General features: G+C 25.7%; 19 protein-coding genes. All 19 read left to right on the plus strand.

Translation table 11 applies throughout. The features are described 5' to 3' along the window. Position 1: 1 nt before the first annotated feature. The 19 genes from LPC13_RS03900 to LPC13_RS03990 all read left to right on the plus strand — a co-directional run bounded on the left by LPC13_RS03900 (position 2) and on the right by LPC13_RS03990 (position 19,928). A complete protein-coding gene (locus LPC13_RS03900; protein WP_005210396.1) occupies positions 2-907 on the plus strand; it encodes a glycosyltransferase family 2 protein in 906 nt (301 codons plus the stop codon). A 10-nt stretch (positions 908-917) separates the two neighbouring features. Next, positions 918-1,898: a glycosyltransferase family 2 protein gene (locus LPC13_RS03905; RefSeq protein ID WP_234088604.1), complete on the plus strand. Its 981-nt coding sequence runs from the start codon at positions 918-920 to the stop codon at positions 1,896-1,898. Positions 1,899-1,914: 16 nt separating this feature from the next. Beyond that, the gene (locus LPC13_RS03910; protein WP_040418509.1) at positions 1,915-3,099 is read left to right on the plus strand and encodes a polysaccharide pyruvyl transferase family protein; all 1,185 of its coding nucleotides are present in this window, start codon (positions 1,915-1,917) and stop codon (positions 3,097-3,099) included. Between the two features lie 15 nt (positions 3,100-3,114). Continuing rightward, positions 3,115-4,635 carry a lipopolysaccharide biosynthesis protein gene (locus LPC13_RS03915; RefSeq protein ID WP_234088605.1) on the plus strand — a complete coding sequence of 507 codons (1,521 nt, stop codon included), beginning with the start codon at positions 3,115-3,117 and terminating at the stop codon, positions 4,633-4,635. Between the two features lie 179 nt (positions 4,636-4,814). Next, positions 4,815-5,798, plus strand: coding sequence for a glycosyltransferase family A protein (locus LPC13_RS03920; RefSeq protein WP_005210390.1), 984 nt, complete (start codon positions 4,815-4,817; stop codon positions 5,796-5,798). Next, on the plus strand, positions 5,791-6,930 hold the full coding sequence (locus LPC13_RS03925) for a Coenzyme F420 hydrogenase/dehydrogenase, beta subunit C-terminal domain (RefSeq protein WP_005210388.1): 1,140 nt from the start codon (positions 5,791-5,793) through the stop codon (positions 6,928-6,930). The genes LPC13_RS03920 and LPC13_RS03925 overlap by 8 nt, the downstream gene beginning before the upstream one ends. A 329-nt stretch (positions 6,931-7,259) precedes the next feature. After that, positions 7,260-8,336, plus strand: coding sequence for an acyltransferase family protein (locus tag LPC13_RS03930; RefSeq protein ID WP_005210386.1), 1,077 nt, complete (start codon positions 7,260-7,262; stop codon positions 8,334-8,336). 101 nt (positions 8,337-8,437) lie between these two features. Continuing rightward, positions 8,438-9,310 (plus strand): phosphodiester glycosidase family protein, encoded by an 873-nt coding sequence (locus LPC13_RS03935; protein WP_051040646.1) that lies wholly within the window; start codon positions 8,438-8,440, stop codon positions 9,308-9,310. A gap of 227 nt (positions 9,311-9,537) precedes the next feature. Next, complete coding sequence (gene srtB, locus LPC13_RS03940; protein WP_169317564.1) at positions 9,538-10,305, plus strand: class B sortase; 768 nt, start codon at positions 9,538-9,540, stop codon at positions 10,303-10,305. A 469-nt stretch (positions 10,306-10,774) separates the two neighbouring features. After that, positions 10,775-12,130: a YdcF family protein gene (locus tag LPC13_RS03945; RefSeq protein WP_234088606.1), complete on the plus strand. Its 1,356-nt coding sequence runs from the start codon at positions 10,775-10,777 to the stop codon at positions 12,128-12,130. Between the two features lie 171 nt (positions 12,131-12,301). Continuing rightward, entirely contained in the window at positions 12,302-12,475 is a 174-nt protein-coding gene (locus LPC13_RS03950; protein ID WP_005210381.1) for a hypothetical protein, read from the plus strand. A gap of 141 nt (positions 12,476-12,616) precedes the next feature. Continuing rightward, positions 12,617-13,837 (plus strand): AAA family ATPase, encoded by a 1,221-nt coding sequence (locus tag LPC13_RS03955; RefSeq protein ID WP_234088607.1) that lies wholly within the window; start codon positions 12,617-12,619, stop codon positions 13,835-13,837. A 289-nt stretch (positions 13,838-14,126) separates the two neighbouring features. Continuing rightward, a complete protein-coding gene (locus tag LPC13_RS03960) occupies positions 14,127-14,693 on the plus strand; it encodes a DUF2800 domain-containing protein (RefSeq protein ID WP_005210374.1) in 567 nt (188 codons plus the stop codon). Between the two features lie 109 nt (positions 14,694-14,802). Next, on the plus strand, positions 14,803-15,054 hold the full coding sequence (locus LPC13_RS03965) for a LexA family protein (protein WP_051040641.1): 252 nt from the start codon (positions 14,803-14,805) through the stop codon (positions 15,052-15,054). 173 nt (positions 15,055-15,227) lie between these two features. Next, positions 15,228-16,169 carry a hypothetical protein gene (locus LPC13_RS03970; protein ID WP_040418507.1) on the plus strand — a complete coding sequence of 314 codons (942 nt, stop codon included), beginning with the start codon at positions 15,228-15,230 and terminating at the stop codon, positions 16,167-16,169. A gap of 52 nt (positions 16,170-16,221) precedes the next feature. Then, positions 16,222-17,547 carry a replicative DNA helicase gene (locus LPC13_RS03975; protein ID WP_234088608.1) on the plus strand — a complete coding sequence of 442 codons (1,326 nt, stop codon included), beginning with the start codon at positions 16,222-16,224 and terminating at the stop codon, positions 17,545-17,547. A 177-nt stretch (positions 17,548-17,724) separates the two neighbouring features. Further along, complete coding sequence (locus LPC13_RS03980) at positions 17,725-18,609, plus strand: hypothetical protein (RefSeq protein ID WP_040418505.1); 885 nt, start codon at positions 17,725-17,727, stop codon at positions 18,607-18,609. 65 nt (positions 18,610-18,674) lie between these two features. Then, positions 18,675-19,382, plus strand: coding sequence for a helix-turn-helix domain-containing protein (locus tag LPC13_RS03985; RefSeq protein ID WP_005210363.1), 708 nt, complete (start codon positions 18,675-18,677; stop codon positions 19,380-19,382). A 219-nt stretch (positions 19,383-19,601) separates the two neighbouring features. Further along, positions 19,602-19,928, plus strand: coding sequence for a hypothetical protein (locus LPC13_RS03990; RefSeq protein ID WP_005210362.1), 327 nt, complete (start codon positions 19,602-19,604; stop codon positions 19,926-19,928). Positions 19,929-19,977: the final 49 nt, after the last annotated feature.

Consider the following 19,977-nt stretch of genomic DNA (forward strand, 5'->3'; position numbering starts at 1 on the left):
GATGGATAACATATTAATAACAGTTTTTACTCCTACTTATAATAGAGGATATATTATTGAAAAATTATATAAGTCACTAAAAGCTCAAAGTTCATTTAATTTTGAGTGGCTTGTTATAGATGATGGATCTAGTGATAACACAGAAGATTTATTTAATACTTGGTGTAAAAGTGATAATAAATTTAATATAAGGTATTATAAATTTGAGAATGGTGGAAAGCCACGAGCTATAAATAAGGGAGTAGAACTAGCTAAAGGAAAGTATTTTTTTATGGTTGATTCGGATGATTATTTACTAGAAGATGCAATAAAAAAATTAGAAATATGGATAAAAGAAGTAGATGAAGTAGAGGATATAGTTGCAGTAGGCGCAGCTAGAGCATTTCCTAATATGAAATATATTAAAGGAATCGAACCTAATATTGATGAAAGTATAGGTTATTTAGATGCGACTAATATAGATAGAAGTAAATATAATTTAGATGCAGATATGTGTGAGGCATATAAAATAAAAATATTAAAAAATTTTCCGTTTGAGGTTTGGAATGGAGAGAAATTTTCACCTGAAGAGATAGTTTTAAATGAAATGTCATTAAGTGGATATAAAGTAAGATGGCATAAAGATATCATATATATATGTGATTATTTAGAGGATGGTTTGACAAGAGGAAATTGGAATTTATTAAAAAATAATCCAATGGGATATGCTATGTTATATAATCATAAATTAAAATTTACTAAAGGATTTAAAGATAGATTTAATTATGCATGTCAGCATATAGCTTTATCTATTATAGGTAAAGAATGTAGTTATATATTTAAAAGTAATGCAAAGTTGTTAACACTAATAGCATTACCTTTTGGATATATTTTATCACTAAGAAGAAAGAGGCAATTCGCCAATTAAGGTAAATAATATGGTTAAAATTAGTGTTATAGTTCCAGTATATAATGGAGAAAAATATATAAAAAGTTGTTTAAAAAACTTACAAAAACAAACTTTAAAGGAATTTGAGATAATAGTAGTAAATGATGGTTCAAGTGATAACAGTGGACAAGTATGTGAGGAATTAGCCAAGAAGGATCAAAGAATAAATGTAATACATCAAAATAATTCTGGAGTAAGTAATGCAAGAAATATAGGAATTAATAGTGCAGTAGGAGAATATATATGCTTTATTGATTGTGATGATTATATTGATTCGAATTATTTGAAGGTTTTATATGATGAATGTGTAAATAATAATGTAAAAATGAGTATATGTGGAATACGATCTGTAAAGGAAGATGGTACTTTAATTTCAATGAAGGAAATGAAGAATGGAATCTATTCTTCTACTAAAGCTTTAAAGGAATTATTTGAATTTAAAAATTTAAATGGTGGACCTTGTGGTAAATTAATACACAAATCTTTATTTGAAAATGATTTGTATTTTCCAGAATTAAAAGTATATGAAGATTTAATTTTTAGTTATAAAGCTATATACAAAGCTGGTAATGTTGTATTTACAACTAGATGTAGATATTATTACTTACATAGAGAGGGCATAGGTGCTATGGCTAAGTTTATTAAAGAGCCAAGTAGAGATAGTATAAAAGCTGCCTATGATATTTTAGAATTTATAAAGTTAAAAATTCCAAGTATATGGGATACTTCATTTTACGGAGTAATTTCTCAAGTTATTATGTATATTTCTGATATAAAACAAATAGATAGTAAGTGGAAGAAAAAGAGTAGTGTTTTATATATGAATGAAACGAAAAAATTATTAGCTAGATATAGAAGAGAGTTAATAATTAATAAAAGTATTAATAGTAATGAGAAAATAGTATTTATAGTATTATCCTATTCATGCAATATATATAAATTTATTATGAATAAAAAATTTGGTAAATAGAAATTTGGAGGTAAGTATGAGTAAAAATAGATTCTTTTTATATGGACATAATGGAAGTGGAAATCATGGATGTGAGGCAATAGTAAGATCAACAGCTAAAATATTAAGAAATAAATATGATAATGCAATTGTTACATTAGCATCAGGTGGAAGAAATGAGGATAAAAAGTATAACTTAGATAAGGTTGTTAATGTTGTTGATGAAAAAAATAGAGTTAGTAAATTAACATTAGCATATGCTAATGCGTATTTAAATATAAAGTTATTTAATAATAGACTAAAATCAGAAGAGTTAGAATATAGAGATACATTTTATGGACAAGATAAAAGTACAATAGCATTATCAATTGGGGGAGATAACTATTGTTATCCAGGATACCAAAGATTTACTATGTTACATAATATGCTAAGAAAAAAAGGTATAAAAACTGTTTTATGGGGATGCTCAGTCGAACCAAGTAAAATAGATGAAGAAATGGCAGAAGATTTAAGAAACTATGATTTGATTATTACTAGAGAAACATTAACATTAAGTGCGTTAGAAGATATAGGTGCAAATGTGAAATTATATCCAGATCCTGCTTTTCAACTAAATAAGATTAATAAGGACTTACCAAAGGGATTTATAGAAGGTAATACAGTAGGTATAAATATAAGCCCTATGATAATGAAAAATGAAAAAATAAGTGGAATTACTATGAAAAATTATGAAGTATTAATAGAAGATATAATTAAAAATACTGATATGAATATTGCACTTATTCCACATGTAATTTGGGAAGATAATAATGATGATAGGATTCCATCTATGGAATTATATAATAAATTTAAACATACTGGTAGGGTGATAGTAATAGAAGATGATAATTGTGAAGTTTTAAAGGGATATATATCAAGATGTAGAATGTTTATTGGAGCAAGAACACACTCTACAATAGCAGCTTATGCTACAGGTGTTCCAACTTTAGTAGTAGGATATTCAATAAAAGCAAAAGGAATAGCTAAGGATATATTTGGAGAATATGAGAATTATGTTATACCAGTACAAGCACTAGAAAGTGAAAAAGATTTAACAAGAGCATTTGAATGGATGAAGTGTAATGAAGATAAAATAAAAGGACATTTGGATAAATTTATGTCTTCATATAAAGAAAAATCATTGGATGCAGCAAAAGAATTAAAAATTTTAATGAATGAATAAAAAAAGGAAGATAAAATGAGGGTACAAAAGTCTATAAAAAACATTTTTTTTGCACTATCAAACAATATTATCATAAGCATTTTAGGATTTATATCCAGAACAGTTTTTATATATACATTAGGGGCTACGTATTTAGGAATATCAGGATTATTACAAAATATATTTGGATTATTGTCTATTTCTGAATTAGGAATAAGTACTGCTATAGGATTTAGTTTATATAAGCCTATAGCTAATAATGATACTAAACTTATTAGTTCATTAATGAGTTTATATAGAAAGGCTTATAGAGTAATAGGGATAGTAATATTAGTAATAGGAACAATATTATATAATTATTTAGATTTTTTCGTTGATCCAAGTCAGCAACCACCAGAAATAGGCTATATTTATTTTATGTATTTAATAAATATAGTTGTTGGATATTTTCTATCATATAAAACGACTTTAATTTCATCAGACCAAAATGCATATAAAATAGTTCCAATTCAATTAAAAATTAATACAACAACTGTAATTTTACAAATTATATATTTATTAATATTCAAAAATTATATAGGATATTTATTTTTACAAATAGCTTCATCTATATTACTTAATTATTTACAAAATAGATTTATTACTAATGAATATAAGGATATTAATTTTAACTCAAAAGATAAAATCCCAGAAAATGAAAGTAAAATAATTAAGAAAAATATATTCGGATTAATATCAGCTAAAATAGGTGATTTTTGTGTAAATTCAACGGATAATCTTATAATTTCTAAATTTATAAGCTTGGTATCAGTAGGTATTTACTCTAATTATATCATGTTAAGAAATCTAGTTAATGGATATATTGGAATATTATTTGGAGCAATAACATCTGGTTTTGGAAATCTAGTGGCTAAAGAAAATGAAGATAAGTGTTTAGAAATATTTGATGTATTGTTTTTTATTTCATTTGTATTGTATAGTTTTGAAGCGGTATGCTTTATATGTTTATTTAATCCTTTTATAAAAATTTGGATAGGAGAATCATATTTATTTTCTTTTCCTGTAGTAGCTGTTATTGTAATAAATAATTTCTTAACAGGATTAAGAATGCCTATAATAACAATGAAGAGTGCTGCAGGTATTTACACAGAGGATATATGGGTTCCATTTGGATTTTCAATTATAAACTTAGCTTCATCAGTAGTTTTAGCAAAATATTTTGGCGTGTTTGGAGTAGTTCTTGGAAGTATAATTGGAAGTCTTTTAACTGCAGATTGGTATAGGCCGTTGGTAATCTTCAAAAAAGTTTTTAAAAAATCAGTTTTTCATTATTTTAAAAAATATTTTATCTATGTATTCATGGGAATCTTACACATGATTATTTCTTATTATATATGTGAGCTGATAAATATAGTAAATCCTTTTGTAAATATTGCGATTAAGGCAATTATATGTATTATTTTACCTAATTTTATTAATTTTATTATATTTAGTAGAAGTAAAGAATTTAAATATGTTTTAGATATAGTCATAAATTTAATAAAAAGTAGACAGTAATGAAATAAAAAGTAGCTTTTGATTTTCAATTATGAAATATTTGAGAAAAACAAGTGTTACGAATTATTAAGTTAGATGAGTTTTATAAAATAATAAAAATATTATTAGAAAATTAGCTTATAAAGTTTTATAAGCTAATAGTAAATGAAATAAGTAATAGTGTAATTAGGAGAAAAAATATGGTTAGCATAGTAATACCTTGCTTTAATGGAGAAAAATTTATTAATAGATGTTTTAATAGTATTTTAAACCAAAGTTATAATAATATTGAAGTTATTTTAGTTAATGATGGATCAGTAGATAAATCAGAAGAAATAATTAAATTAGAAAGGTTAAAGTTTAAGGAAAAAAATATTAAATTTAAATATATATATCAGCAAAATAAAGGAGCAGGAGGGGCTATAAATAGTGGCCTTAAGCATGTTACAGGAAAATATCTTACATTATTGGATATAGATGATTATCTTATGCCTAATTCAATTGAAGAAAAGGTAAGGTTTTTAGAAGATAATAAAGAGTATGATATTGTAAGAACAAATGGATATTATGTTAGCGAAGAAAACTTAAATAATGAAACAAACCTATTTGTTGTTAATGATGATGAAAAAAATAATATATATATATTTGATGATTTAATTGAAGCAAAAACTAATAATTGGGCGGGAAGTTATATGCTAAGAAGCTCAAAACTATTTGAATTCTATAAGGATAGAAATATTTATGAATCTAAATATGGTCAAAATTTGCAATTATTGCTTCCGTTAGCTTATAAGGGGAAATCTGGATTTATAGATAAACCACTTATGAAATATATAAGACAAGAAAATTCATTATCACAACTAAAAGGAGATTTTAATCTTGAAGTTAAAAATTTATTAGGATATAAGCAGATAAGAAAACATATGCTTAATATTATTTTATCAGATGATGAACTTAATAAATATTTAGAGAGACTTGAAATTGTATATGCTAAGTATTTAATGAATTTAGCTTTTTATAAAAAGGATATTAAATTATTAAAAGAAAATTATATAATGCTAAAGAAATATAAAGCTAATGATATAGAATATAAAATATTATATTATAATGCGACCAATAAAATATTATGTTTATTCTTTAGAGTTATGAGAAAGGTTGCTTTAGTAGGAGAACGATATGATTAATATATTAGAAAAAAAAGATTGCACAGGATGTTATGGATGTGCAAATGTTTGTCCTAAAAATTGTATTAATATGATTGAAGACGATGAGGGATTTAAATATCCTAAAATTAATAACGATATTTGTATAAAGTGTAATTTATGTGATAAAGTATGTCCTATTTTAAACAATAGAAATATGGATAACAATCCTATAGCATTAGCAGCCTATAATAAGGATGAGCGAATAAGAAAAGAGAGTTCTTCAGGTGGAGTATTCACATTAATTGCAGAGTCAATAATTAAAAGTGGTGGTATTGTATTTGGAGCAAAATTTAATAATGAGTTTGAGGTAGTTCATGATTATACTGATAATATATATGGAATAGCTCAATTTAGGGGAGCAAAATATGTTCAGAGCAATATAGGAGAAACTTATAGTCTTGCTAAGATGTTTTTAGAAAAGGGGAGAAAAGTACTTTTTTCTGGAACACCTTGTCAGATTGGTGGTTTGAAAAGATATTTACAAAAAGAGCATGAGAATTTAATATGTGTAGACTTGATATGTCATGGAGTACCATCACCTATTAGTTGGAGAAAATATAAGCAGAGATTTGAAAAAAACAACAATATAAAGGGTATAAATTTTAGAGATAAGACTTATGGATGGAAATCATATTCTTTTAAGGTTGAGTTTGAAGATAGTAGTGATATCTTAATTAAAAGAAATGAAAATTCATATATGGATGGATTTATAGGAGATATTTATTTAAGACCATCTTGTCATAATTGTAAATTTAAATCTATCAATAGAGAAAGTGATATAACATTAGCTGATTTTTGGGGAATAGAAAATGTTAGAAGAGATATGAATGATGATAAGGGAATTTCTCTTATTTTAATCAATTCAGAAAAAGGAAAAAAAAATTTTAGAAATATATCTGATTCCATTGAAAAAGCTGAAGTTGATATTGATGAAGCTATAAAGTATAATTCTTCAGCAATTAAATCTTCATATTGTAATCCTAGAAGAGATTATTTCTTTAAAAGAATTAATAAAACTCCATTTGATAAATTAGTTATAAAAAGTTTAAAAGATCCCTTAAGTATTAGATTAAAGATTAAAATTTATAATATGATAAAAAGAGTTAGATAGTTTAAGCTTTGAAATAAATATAGTATTTTAATATATAATATTGAGTTCGATTATAGTATTTATATTCGGTATATTGAAATAAACTTGAACTCAATAGAATAAAAGGGGTTCAGCTATTTTATTTTAGTAAGTTTTTTATAATTTATGGCTTTAAAAGTATTATTATAATACACATAATAGCCCTTACTATAGAAGTTATTAGAACAGGGGCAATTAAAGGTATATCTGAAAAATGAAGAATATATTTACCAATATAGATTTGAAACTAAATGAAATAGTATATAAGAATTTATATTCATTAAATGAAAGAAATTTGGTGAAAAGTAATAATGGAATTAACAAAAAATCAGATAAAAATAACTAAAGGCATAGCAATAAGTTTTATGCTATTATTACATTTATTTTGTACAAAAACATATGAAGGTTTATATACTCCATTAATATTTATAGGAGATATACCATTAGTTTATTATTTAGCACTATTTGGAGATTGTTGTGTTGCTATTTATTGTTTTTGTAGTGGATATGGGTTATTTATTAGTTATAAAAATAATAAAGAAAAGTATATTAAAAATAATCTAATAAGAATATTGAAGTTGTATGTTAATTACTGGATAATACTTTTTATGTTTGTAGTATTATTAGGATTTATAAGCGGACAAGTAAATAAATATCCGGGTGATTTAAAAACATTTTTATTAACTTTTACAGCAATATCTCCAGCATATAATGGAGCTTGGTGGTTTGTAACAACATATATAATTTTAGTATTGCTATCACCAATTATAAATAAAATTATTGTTAAATATAACAGTATAATTATTATGACAATATCCTTTGTATTTTATGTAGTAGCATATGTGCAAAGAATAAAAGGTATTATAGTGTTTGATAATGAAGTATTAAATTGGAGTATTAGACAGGTTGCTCTTTTTGGAACATCCCAGCTACCATTTATAGTTGGAGCAATATTTGCACATAAGAAAATATATAGTAAATTGTATAATATAGCTAATAACATAAAGTATAAAAATATATTAGGTGTTATATTAATAGCTTTAATGATTATAGCTCATGGTTTTGTTGAAACTTTATTTGTTGCAGTATTCACAGGAATAGCATTTATATGTATATTTAATTTGATGGATAAACCTAAATGGTTAAATAAATTATTAGATTATTTAGGAAATCATTCAACTAATATGTGGCTTACACATATGTTTTTCTATATGATTTATTTTAAGAAATTAGTGTTTGCTCCTAAATATAGTTTTTTAATATTTCCGTGGTTAGTTATATTATGCTTAGTATCATCTTATTTAATTAATCTAATATATAATCCTATAATTAAATTGTTAAATAAAAAAATATTAGTAAATAAAGAAAATAAAATATTGTATAATTAAGTAATAACCTATTCTAATAAAAATTGGAATAGGTTATTGTTTTAATAAATGAGATAACTATGATAAAAATTAATATAGAATAAATTTAAGTGAGGGTTAATATGGTCAATAAGATAATAAAGTGTTTAAGTATTATATTATTAATAATGGTAGTTGGAGTAGGATATAAAATAGTAAATAATATTTATTCAAAGTCAAAGATAAAAGAAGCAAATACAGTTTTTAATGAATCAAATGAAATATATATAAATAGAAATGGTGAAACTGGAGTAATTGAGTATAAGTCAGATACTTTAAATATAAACATAACTCCAATAAAGAAAAGTAATCCTAATTTGGAGATGTGGGAAGTAAATGTAAATATAGGTGATGGTTCTCAGATTAAATCAGCTTTTGCAGGAGATAAATTTTCTTTAATAAATAGGGAAAGGACTTCTGATATGGCAATGAGGCATAATGCAATATTAGCTATTAATGGGGCTGCTACTGGGTTTAACAAAAGTAGTTATGTAATAAGAGATGGAGTAGTTTATAGAGATACATGGTTAGATTGTGATCCACTTGTTATTCAAAATGATGGTGATTTTAGAATATATGATGAGCTATTAACAGGAGATGAGTTAGTTGAAAAGGGTGCAATGCATACATATGATTTTGGACCTGATTTAATAAGACATGGTGAAATTGTAGACTATGGAGATACATGGTATAAGGAAGGTTTAGCTCCAAGAACAGTTATTGGTCAAAAAGGACCTTTAGAATATGTAATATTAGTTATAGATGGAAGAAGTGAAGCATCTGTTGGAATTAGTCTTTATGATGCAGCAGTGGAACTTAAAAATAGGGGATGCTACTGGGGATATAACCTAGATGGTGGAGGTTCTACAACGTTGTATTTTAATGGGGAAGTATTAAATAATCCATCAGATGGAAAGGAAAGAAAGATAACAGATATAATGTATTTTATAGAATAAAAAAATTACCAATATTAATGAAGCACAAAGTAAAAAAACTAATAAAGGTAGACATGAAAAAGAATAAAGTAGTACCCGTGGGGTCAATCCAATATTTGGGTTGACCCCGCGGGTACTATTATATATCACTAATATATAATGGTAAAATATAACTTTTAAAATTGGTATAAAATGTTATAATTTTATTATGAAAATAATAAAGAGGGTAATTTGGGGGGGAGATGGATGTGAAAAAAATAGCTATTACTATATTATGCATTCTTGTAATGGGAGGAATAGGTTTTGGAGGATATAAGCTAGGTGAAAAGAAGGGAAGAGAAGAAATTCCTAATGAAATTATAGTTATAAATTCTCCTAGAGTAGAGGATGAGATAGTAGAAGAGGAAACAAAGGCTGAGAGAGTAGTTAATGAAGAGCTATTAGCAAGTGAGAATACTTTAAAGTCAAAAAATAATGAATATAAAATGTGGATACAAATGCCTAATACCAATATTAATTATCCAGTAATGCAAGGCCCAGATAATGATATATATTTATCTACGGATTTTAATGGAGACTATTATTATCCAGGAAGTATTTTTATTGATTATAGAAATGATATAGAAAATGATGAAAACATATGGATATATGGACATCACATGAAGGATGAAAGTATGTTTCATGATTTAGTAAATCTTAAGGATGAAACTTACTTCAATGAAAATCCATATATAACTATACTTAAAAATGGGATAAGCTATCAGTATGAAATATTTTCAATATTTGTTGTAAAAGATGATGCGGCTAATATTGTTTTTGATTTTGAAAATGAAGATGATATGAATAAATACATGGAAGAAATAAAAGGTAACTCAATATTTTATAGGGATGTAAATGCTGAAGATATAGTTGATGAAGATGGAATCAGTAGTCTAATAACTTTGGTAACATGTAGCTTTGAATATGATGGTGCAAGAACAGTAGTAACAGCAAGACTTTTAGAGCCAATAAGGTAAGTGCTATTATAGAGTATATAGTATATAATTAATAATATTTCCTTTTATAACTGTTAATGCGAGAAATGAAGGTTTTATTTAGGATTCTTCTACATTTAGATTTATAGTTACTATTAGTTGCATATTTTTTGAGGGAAAATTTCAGTTAATTTATGTATGCTTTTATTTGGAGCAAGCATTTAAGAAACTGGATTTTACATAGTAAATAATTAAAAAATAAGAATAAAAAATAGCAATAACAAAATATATATTATATAAAATAATGTAGAATAATGTAGAATAATGTAGAAAAATAAATGAAAATGTATACAGAAAAAGTTGGAAATTTGAAAAAAACTATGATATTATTTATAATGCGATGTAAAACCTTTACATAAAACGCTAAAAATGAGTATTAGAGAGAAAGGAATATATTAAAAGTCATTTATGATTAGTATAATATTATTCCGATTTTGAGGAGGAAAAATTAATGAATAAAAAATGTAAATTTATTTGTAGTATGGTTGTAGCGACAAGTATATCAGTTGGTTTTTCAATGCCAGTTTTTGCTTCAACTATTACAAATGAGCAAGTAATGACTGTAGAAAAAAGTGTAGAGGAGCTAAAAGCAGAGTTAATTTATTATTACAAAACTGGACAATCTACTGATATATTAAGAACATTTGATTCTATTAAGTCAGTTTCTGAAAAGGAGTATAACAGATTAAAACAAGTAATAGATTTCTGGGATTATACAGAAAATTCAATGGTAGAAAGTATAGGGGTAGCTCCAGATGGACTTCCAGATACAAACAAGCATGCTTTTGTTGTTTTAGGATATGCCCTAAATAGTGATGGAAGTATGCAAGACGAGTTAAAGGGTCGTTGCCAAGTTGCATATGAAAGTGCTATGAAATATCCTAATGCATATGTTGTATTAGCAGGTGGTGGTACTGCAGCAGATAATAAAGAGGTTACTGAAGCAGGACAAATGAGAGATTACATGGTAAATGAGTTAAACTTTGATGAAAGTAGACTTATTATAGAAGATAAGTCTATGACAACAGTTCAAAATGCTCAAAATACATTTAATATTTTATATAATCAATATGATATTTCAACAATCTCAATGATTAGTAGTCAATATCACTTAAAGAGAGCTTCATTATTATATTACACTCAATCATTAATTGCAGCTGAAGCTTTAGGAAAGACTCCAATTGAATTAGTTGGTAATGCAGGATGGTTAAGAGAAGATAAAACTTATGAACCGCTTGACTTAAAAGCTTTAACATTATCTCAATTATTAGGGGTACAACTTCCAGAGACTTTAGAAGCATCAAAATTACAATCATTAGAAGTAGAAGGTAAAACTACTTATAAAAAGGGTGAAGAGTTAGAATTAAGCGTAACTGCTAAATATGATATAGATGATTATACTAGAGATATTACAGAAATCGCTACTATAGAAGGATATGATGCTAATGTAGTAGGAGAGCAAACTATAACTGTAACATATACAGAAAATGATGTTACTAAGACTGCAGAATTTAAGGTAACTGTAAATGATATCACTACTGATGATGATACTTCTGATAAGGATAACTCAGATGATAATAACAACTCAGATAAGGATGATTCAACTTCAAATGGAGGAACTTCAAATGGAGGAACTTCAAATGGGGGAACTTCAAATGGAAGTAACTCAAATACAGGATCTTCAAACAAGGGTAATTCAAATATTACAAAATTACCAAACACAGGAGATGGTGCTGGAGTAATTGCTTCATTAATTACAGGTGTTTCATTAATGCTTGGAGGAGTACGTTTCAATAAGAAGAAGTAATTCTTATAATGCTGAATATTAAATGAATTTAAAGTGGTAAGCGTAAGCTTACCACTTTTTTTCACAAGTATATTGAAATGTATTTAATAAATCTATTATAAAATTAAATAAATAACTTTATTTAAAATATATATTGGTAAATTTTATAAAATAATTTTATATTTATCTATAATGTTAATAAGATTAAATAAGGTATATGAGTTAGCAATGATAACTAGTTATTTTGATATTGACAGAGATGAGATAGGATATTTCATAGGTAAAATAGTAGGAAGAGTCATATCTAATATCTTAGTAGGAACAGCAATTAATGCAGCTGGTGATTGGTTAGCTAATATGACGTAAATTTTATTAAAAAACGACAGAAAATGACAAAGTAATATACTAAAGTGATATAAAATATATATAAGTTTCCTATACGGAAACTTTTTAATATAATTTTAAGTATTATTGTTATATGGTAGAGAATTTACTGGAGTGATGAATATGGAAAAAGTAATTTTAAAATCTTTTTATGTAAGTAATTTTAAATCTTTTAAGGATGAGATAAGTTTTACAACGGAAATTGATTATAGTAAAAAAGAGTATTTAGAAAGAAATACATTTGAGGAAAAGGAAGAAGTTTATAATAAAGTTTCTTACATATATGGGGCAAATGGTTCTGGAAAGACTAATTTTTGTAGAGCTATAGGTTGGTTAAAGAGTATTATAGCTTTATCACCTATAATAGCATTTAATGGTGAAAAGTCTTTGAAAATGAATTTATTTAAAAGTCATCTTAAAGGAAAGGATAATTATTTTAAATTTGAAGCTGGGTATGAAAGTATCCCTATTTATTTTTGTATAGAGTTATTAATAGATGATATTTTATATACCTATAGTTTTAAAACTTTAAATAATATAATTATTGAAGAAAAGCTATATAAAAAGGTTAAAAGAAGAGAATTAATATTAAATAGAACATCTGAAAGATATGAGGATATAGAATTAAAGGGTGAACTTTTGAGCTTTAAACCTAACATTCATATTGTAAGGGAAAAGGCCTTATGTTTATCTATGGCTAATATTTTAAATAATAAATTGGCCAACAAAATAATTGAAGCTATAAATAAAATAATAGTGATAAATATGTCTAAATTTAAATCCTTAAATATATTAAGTGAAAGTGAATATACTGAAGAAAAGCTTAATAAGTATTTAGAAATTATAAAAGTAGCAGATCCAACTATAAAGAAGCTAAATGTTATATTTAATGAAAATGAAGCTAGTATATCTGTTGAAGCTATTCATAATATTTATAAGAATAATGAAGTTGTAGGGGAAATTAAAGTACCATTTTTTGAAGAGCAATCTCATGGAACAATTAATATTTTTGAATTGTTACCTTTGGTATTTAAGGTTTTAGATGAAGGTGGAATTTTGGTTGTTGATGAAATAGAAAATGTTATTCATCCTAATTTACTTAAAGCTATAATAGACAAGTTTTATAATAAAGAAAGTAATCCATTAAATGCCCAGCTTATTTGCACTACACATAATACAAATTTAATTGAAAAAGATATTAGAAGAGATGAAATTTGGCTTGTAGATAGGGATAGTTATGGACAAAGCTATTTAAATAGATTAAGTGATAAGAAGGTAAGACAAACTGAAAGCTATTCACAAAAATATTTAAGTGGTATATTTGGAGGAGTTCCTGAGATTTAGGACAAAAAAATTTTCAATACAAATGTTCCTTAATTAGATATTTTGAAGATTAAAGTTAAAAAATAAAATAAAAAAAGGAACAAATGTTAGTCTTAATTGTAAAAAATGAAGATGAAAGTAAAAAATATAAAATAATAAACATAAAATTATTGAAAAAAGTTTAATTTATGGTAAAATTAGGTCATAGAATAAATATAGCCTTTTTTTTATTTAGAAAAATTAAAATGATAAATTTAAAGTTGGTTTATTTATGAAAAAATTATAAAGAAAGGGGTTAAGGAGAGTTTTAATGGAGAAGTATAGAATAGTAAATAAAATTAATTGTTTCAATAATTTTAAGGAAGATAACAAGCTAATTGCCAACTATGCTAAGGCAAGGTTAGGAAAGAAGTTAAAGCTTCAAGATTATGAAGATTATAGTGAAAAATTAATAAAAATAACTGAGGATAAAAGGTTTAATAAATTTGCAAATACTTTGGGAAATATAGCATATGAAATTTTAGATGGTATTGTAAGTAAAAGTTTTTGTAATGATAAAGGAAGTAATATTTTTATTGGTGTAAAGGTTAACATAAATATTAATGAGATTTCCATATCTAAAATAGTTGATGTAGTTATAGTAGGTAAAGAAAAAATAGAAGTTATAAAAATATCATCATTTGATTATGATAGGCTAAGTCCAAAGGAAGATATGGAGCTAAGACTTATGGCATTTGGAGCAGCTAAGATTTTTTCAAAGATTACTAAGTCAAATACTATTTCTCTTATATGTATACAACCTAATTTACGGGAAAGTACAGTTTATGATATGAAAGTGAACAAGCTTATTAGAGAATGTGAAGAAGCTTTTATGTAAGTTTTGAAGGCTCATAATATAAAGAGAAAAAGAAAAATGTAATAAAATAACAGAAAACTATTGAAATGTGAACTGGTGTTCAGGTATAATGTATTTAGGAGGTGATAGTGTGTTAAGTAAGAATCAAGAAATAATATTACGGGAAATTATTAATTATATGAATAGGGAAGGGATACCCCCAACTATTAGAGAAATAAGTAAGCTTTCAGGAATGAAGTCAACATCTTCTGTTCATGATAATTTGGTTAAGATTGAGAGATTAGGATATATATCTAGAAAAAAAGACTGCAGTAGAGGTATTAGAGTTTTAAGAGAATTTGATTTAAAACAAAGTATTTTAATAAAAAAAGAGCAACAGTAGCGGCAACTACCATTGCTTAAGATTCATTAAGTACATATTAATGTATTAATGTTTGTCTTCAACTAACATTTTACCTTAATATGTATATTTTTTCAAATATTTTTATTAGAATAACAACCAATAATTTGAAAAAATTAAGGGTATTATATGGTATTAAGGGAAGTGTTAGATATATGTATAGTTTGATTATAGATAGTATTTTAAGTGATATTAATATTTCTAATGATGAAAAGCTTATGTTAATTGCTTTAAATAGTTTAAATGATGAAAACAATTGTGTGAAAGCTCCTTATGAGTTGTTATTAAAATATTTAAGTTCTAAAAATAAAGTAAAGATGGCAAAAATATTAAAAGCTTTAGAGGGTAAGGGATATATTGAAATCATTAGAAAAAGTGGAACTGTTAATAAATATAAGTTAATTAAGGATTATTTATTAAAGGATAATATAGAGGAAAAATTAGATAGTAGTAAAGAGATTAGTGTTATTGGGAATTTCATCAATGAAAATGATGTTGCTACTGAAATTGCAGTTAGTAAAGTGGAGAGCAATTATAAAAATACTAATAGTAGGAATCATAGTACTGTTGAAAATACTAGTAGTGAAAGTAAAAGTAGTGATGAATTTACTCATAGTAAAATAGATAGTACTGCTGAAAATACTCATAGTAAAAATGCTAGTACTACTGAAATTACTGCTAGTATTTCTAATAATAATGACAATGAAATAGAAAGATTTAAAGATAATAATATAAATAATAATAATTATAATAATATAAATAATAAATTATATATTAATATTTTAAATCATTGGAATAGTAAAAAACTCGGAGTAGTTAGAGTTTTGAATGTAAAAGTTATAGATTGTATATCTAGGGCTTTAACTAAGTATAGCGAAGAAGAAATTATAGCTGCTATTAATAATTATAGCGAGGTTTTTAAAAGCAAGCATTATTATAACTTAAGATGGACTTTGGAAAACTTTTTGGTTAAAGAAAATGGTATAAGTAGATTTTGTTGTGAGGGTGATATTTGGCTTAGTTATTTAGATTTAAATTATAAAGATCAAGAAGAAGATGACCATTGTCTTGACATAGAACAATACATTGATGGTTGATTATAACTATTATTTAGGGGTTAGTAGTTAGGAATTTAGGGAGGATTGTTTTATGTTGGAGAGTAATCAAGTTGTTTTGGAGCAGGAGATATTAGGTGCTATACTTAAGAATTCTGAGTTGATAATTACTGCTAGGGAGAAAATTAAGCCTTATATGTTTAGATATAAGCCTCATGTTAGGATTTATGTTGGAATATTAGAAATGGTTTCTAATAAGCTAGAGATTGATTTAGTTAATTTTTTGGAGTATCACAAGGAAAATATAAGAGAAATGGATAGTATAACTTATGTTTCTGAAATTTACTCTTGTAATTCTAGTGAAATTGGTTTTAATACAAAGCTTGATTTGTTTATTATGGCATATAAAAAGAGCTTGTATATTGATATGGTAGGTAAGATTACAGATAGTATGTCTATTGAGGAGATTGAAGCTGAAGTTGAAATGCTTCAAATTAATATTCATAAGTGCCAAATTAAGAAGGAAATTAATATAGACAAGCAGTATGAAGAATATATGAGATGGCTTTATGATGCTGATAGAAATAAAGGAATAAGTAGTGGATTAATTTATTTAGATAGTTATCTTGGTAATTTTCAAAGAGGAAGACTTGTAACGATTTTTGCAAGAAGTGGTGTTGGTAAAACTACTTTTTCTCTTCAAATTGCAGCAAATATGGCTTTTAAAGGAGCTAAAGTTCTTTATGGTAGTGCAGAAATGAGTACAAAGCAGGTTTATAGTAAGATGGCAGCAAGTAATTTATCCTTGTCTAGTAAGGAAATTGATGAAGATAAAATTACAAAAGAAGCTAAGGATGGTATTTGTGATTTTATGGGCAGGCTTTTTAATAGAGGTTTTTATATTTCAACAGAAACAGATATTGATAAGTTTATTAATGAAATTAAAGTTTATAAGCTTCAAAATTCTTTAGATATTGTTTTTATTGATTATATAAATAAGTATGTGGATTTTTCGGACAAGGATATTATGACAAATAAGCTTGGCAAAATTAGTTCAAAGTTAAAAACATTAGCTATGGAAGAAGATATTTGTTTTGTTTTATTAGCGCAAGCAAATAGAAGTGTTGATAAAAGAACTTCAGATATGGCAATTGAAAAAATAGATGCATCAGATATTCAAGATAGCGCAAGAATTGAGCAAGACAGTGATCAGGTTATTGCTCTTTATAGAAATATTAAACTAGATGATAAGATGTATAGAGAAAGTTTATTTAAAAAAGGAAAGATAAAATACAACTCTAAAAATGCAGAAAATAACCCAGAATGTATGAATGTTGTGGTTTTAAAAAATAGACATGGTGAAAGAGGAACTTGTGCAGTAAAATGGCAGGGACGATATTCAAGAGTTGTGGATTTTTAACGAAATACCCGCGGGGTCAATCCAATATTTGGATTGACCCCGCGGGTAGTTTTTTAGAGAAAACAGTTTAAAATCATATAAATTTATAAATGTGTAATTTTTATAATGAAAAATACTTTACAAATATGTAAATCTGAATTATATTATATTCATAAGTTAATTTTGGGGGGGGTTGGTATGGAAAATATAAAGGATATATATATGAATGCAATAAATGATGGAGATGAATTTTTAAATGAGCTTGGTTTTAATAGCTTTTTAGAAATGAATAGTATTTTATTAAACAATAATGGATTTTATGTTAGTAATAATGAGGAAGATATAAATAAAGCTTTAGCAGAGAAGGAATCAATTTGGAATAGTAAGAAATCAAATAAGATAACATTTATGCCTGCTAGTTTAAGTATTAATGATGGTTTAAAGTTAAATGAAAAGCTTAATATATATGAAATTAAGGATAGTAAAAGTGAAAATTGGAAAAGTCTTAATATAGTTTTAAATGAAGAAAACATAGAAGTGAAAGCTTTAAGCAGTAGTATTAATGTAAATGAAATAGTTAAGAATTATAATAAGTTGAAGGTAAAAGAAGGCTATACTTTACAAATTTATAAAGTGAAGATTGAAGAGATAGAAAAGGGAATGATATTTGCTTTTAAAGATAAAGATATTTTACCTAACATAACTTCTGATAATTTAGTAACTAATGATTTTGAGATAGTTAGTTTAAGATTTAATGAAGCAGAAAGAAGTTATTTAGATGCAATAGAGAGTGATAATAGCCCAGAAGCTTATTTGCAGTTGGTATTATTAAATAACAAGTTAAATGAAATTTGCAACATTGATGATAAATATGAGCTAATAAGTAAAAGAACTCTAATTAAGGAAGATAACTTAATAGTTGAAGCACCTAATTTCTATTATGATGATAATGGTAATGCAACAATTGAATATTTTAAAAGATATGATACTTATAATGTTGGATATAAGAGAGTAGTTAATACCTTTGATAACGAAAGTTCAAGATTTAAGATAGTTGATCAATTTGTTGCTTTATATATGTAGAAAATAAATAGAAAATGAAATTATATAGATTAAATAATTAAATAAGTGAAGAGGAGAAGGTTTATATGTGGTATACAGAATTAAAAAAAATAAGAGTTGCTATAGGTATGCAGGCTAAGGAGTTAGCAGAAAAGGTTGGAAAAAGTGCAACATATATTTCAAGAATTGAAAGTGGGGCGATAATTAATACTTCATTTGAATTAGTATCAAGTATTGCTAGAGTTATTGCTGAAAGTGATGAGATAAAATCAGGAAGAGTAGATTTAAGTGAATACAATTCGGATTTTTCAAAGCTTGTATTAAGTTATAGATATGAGACTATGAAGGATGTTTATGATTATGTTAATGAAAATAAAGAAGTTGAGCAGTATTCAAATATAGTTAGGTATTTAAATAAAGGCGATATGGATTTATTTGAAACAGTTGCAAGATACAGAGTAGCAGAGGGAGAATTTAATGATGCTAAGAAAAAACTTGAGCAAGTTATATTAATGAATTCTGGAAAGAAAAACTTAAATGAAGCAGCTAAGATGTATGAAAAAGAAGGATATAGATTAGTTTTTCCAATGAAGAGGAAAATAGAAGTAGAAGATATTATTAAAGGAAATTATAGTGATTTTCTTGATATATTAACTGATGAAATTAATCATTTAACAGAGCATATGAGAGGTTTTGGAATAGGAGATTTACTAGAAATGAAATATCCTTCTGAAGTGGCAACTAATGAAGAAGAAGGGGAAATTATATTACAAGAGCCTATTATGGAGGAGTAAATTTAATTTATTGTATGGAGGTGTAAGTCTTCAAAGATTAATTGAAGGCTTACTAAAACTGTTAATAAAAATTAGGAGGGTATATTAATGAAGATTGAGGAAAGAAAAAGATACTTTGTTGGGATAGCTATTAAAAATTTTATATGAGAGGAATATTGCTACGCAGAGATATTAAGTACTACAGATAGACAAAGAGGAAGAAACACAATTTTAGATATAATGCACACAAAGGGAATATTACCAGAGGAAGCTGAAATTTTAGAAAAGATGTGCTTTAAAGAATATAGAAATGGTTTAGAAAATTACGTGGGATGGCATAATATTATATTAAATAATAAGGGAAGAGGTCAATGGATAAAGAAATCTCAAGAGGAAATTGATGATATATTTGACTATAGAGATTTTGCACCTGATGATTCAAATTATGAATGGGATGAGTATGATTACAATAAAAGAGATAATAAGCAGGATGATTATGATGATGATGGTTCTTGGGAGGAAACTTTAAGAATTAATCAAATATTAATTCAGCAGGGAGATTATTAGAGGAAGGAAACATACAAGATAAATAATGAAATTATGGTATAATACTCCA

Source organism: Clostridium celatum, assembly GCF_021412605.1.
In the GTDB taxonomy this organism is placed as follows: domain Bacteria; phylum Bacillota; class Clostridia; order Clostridiales; family Clostridiaceae; genus Clostridium; species Clostridium celatum.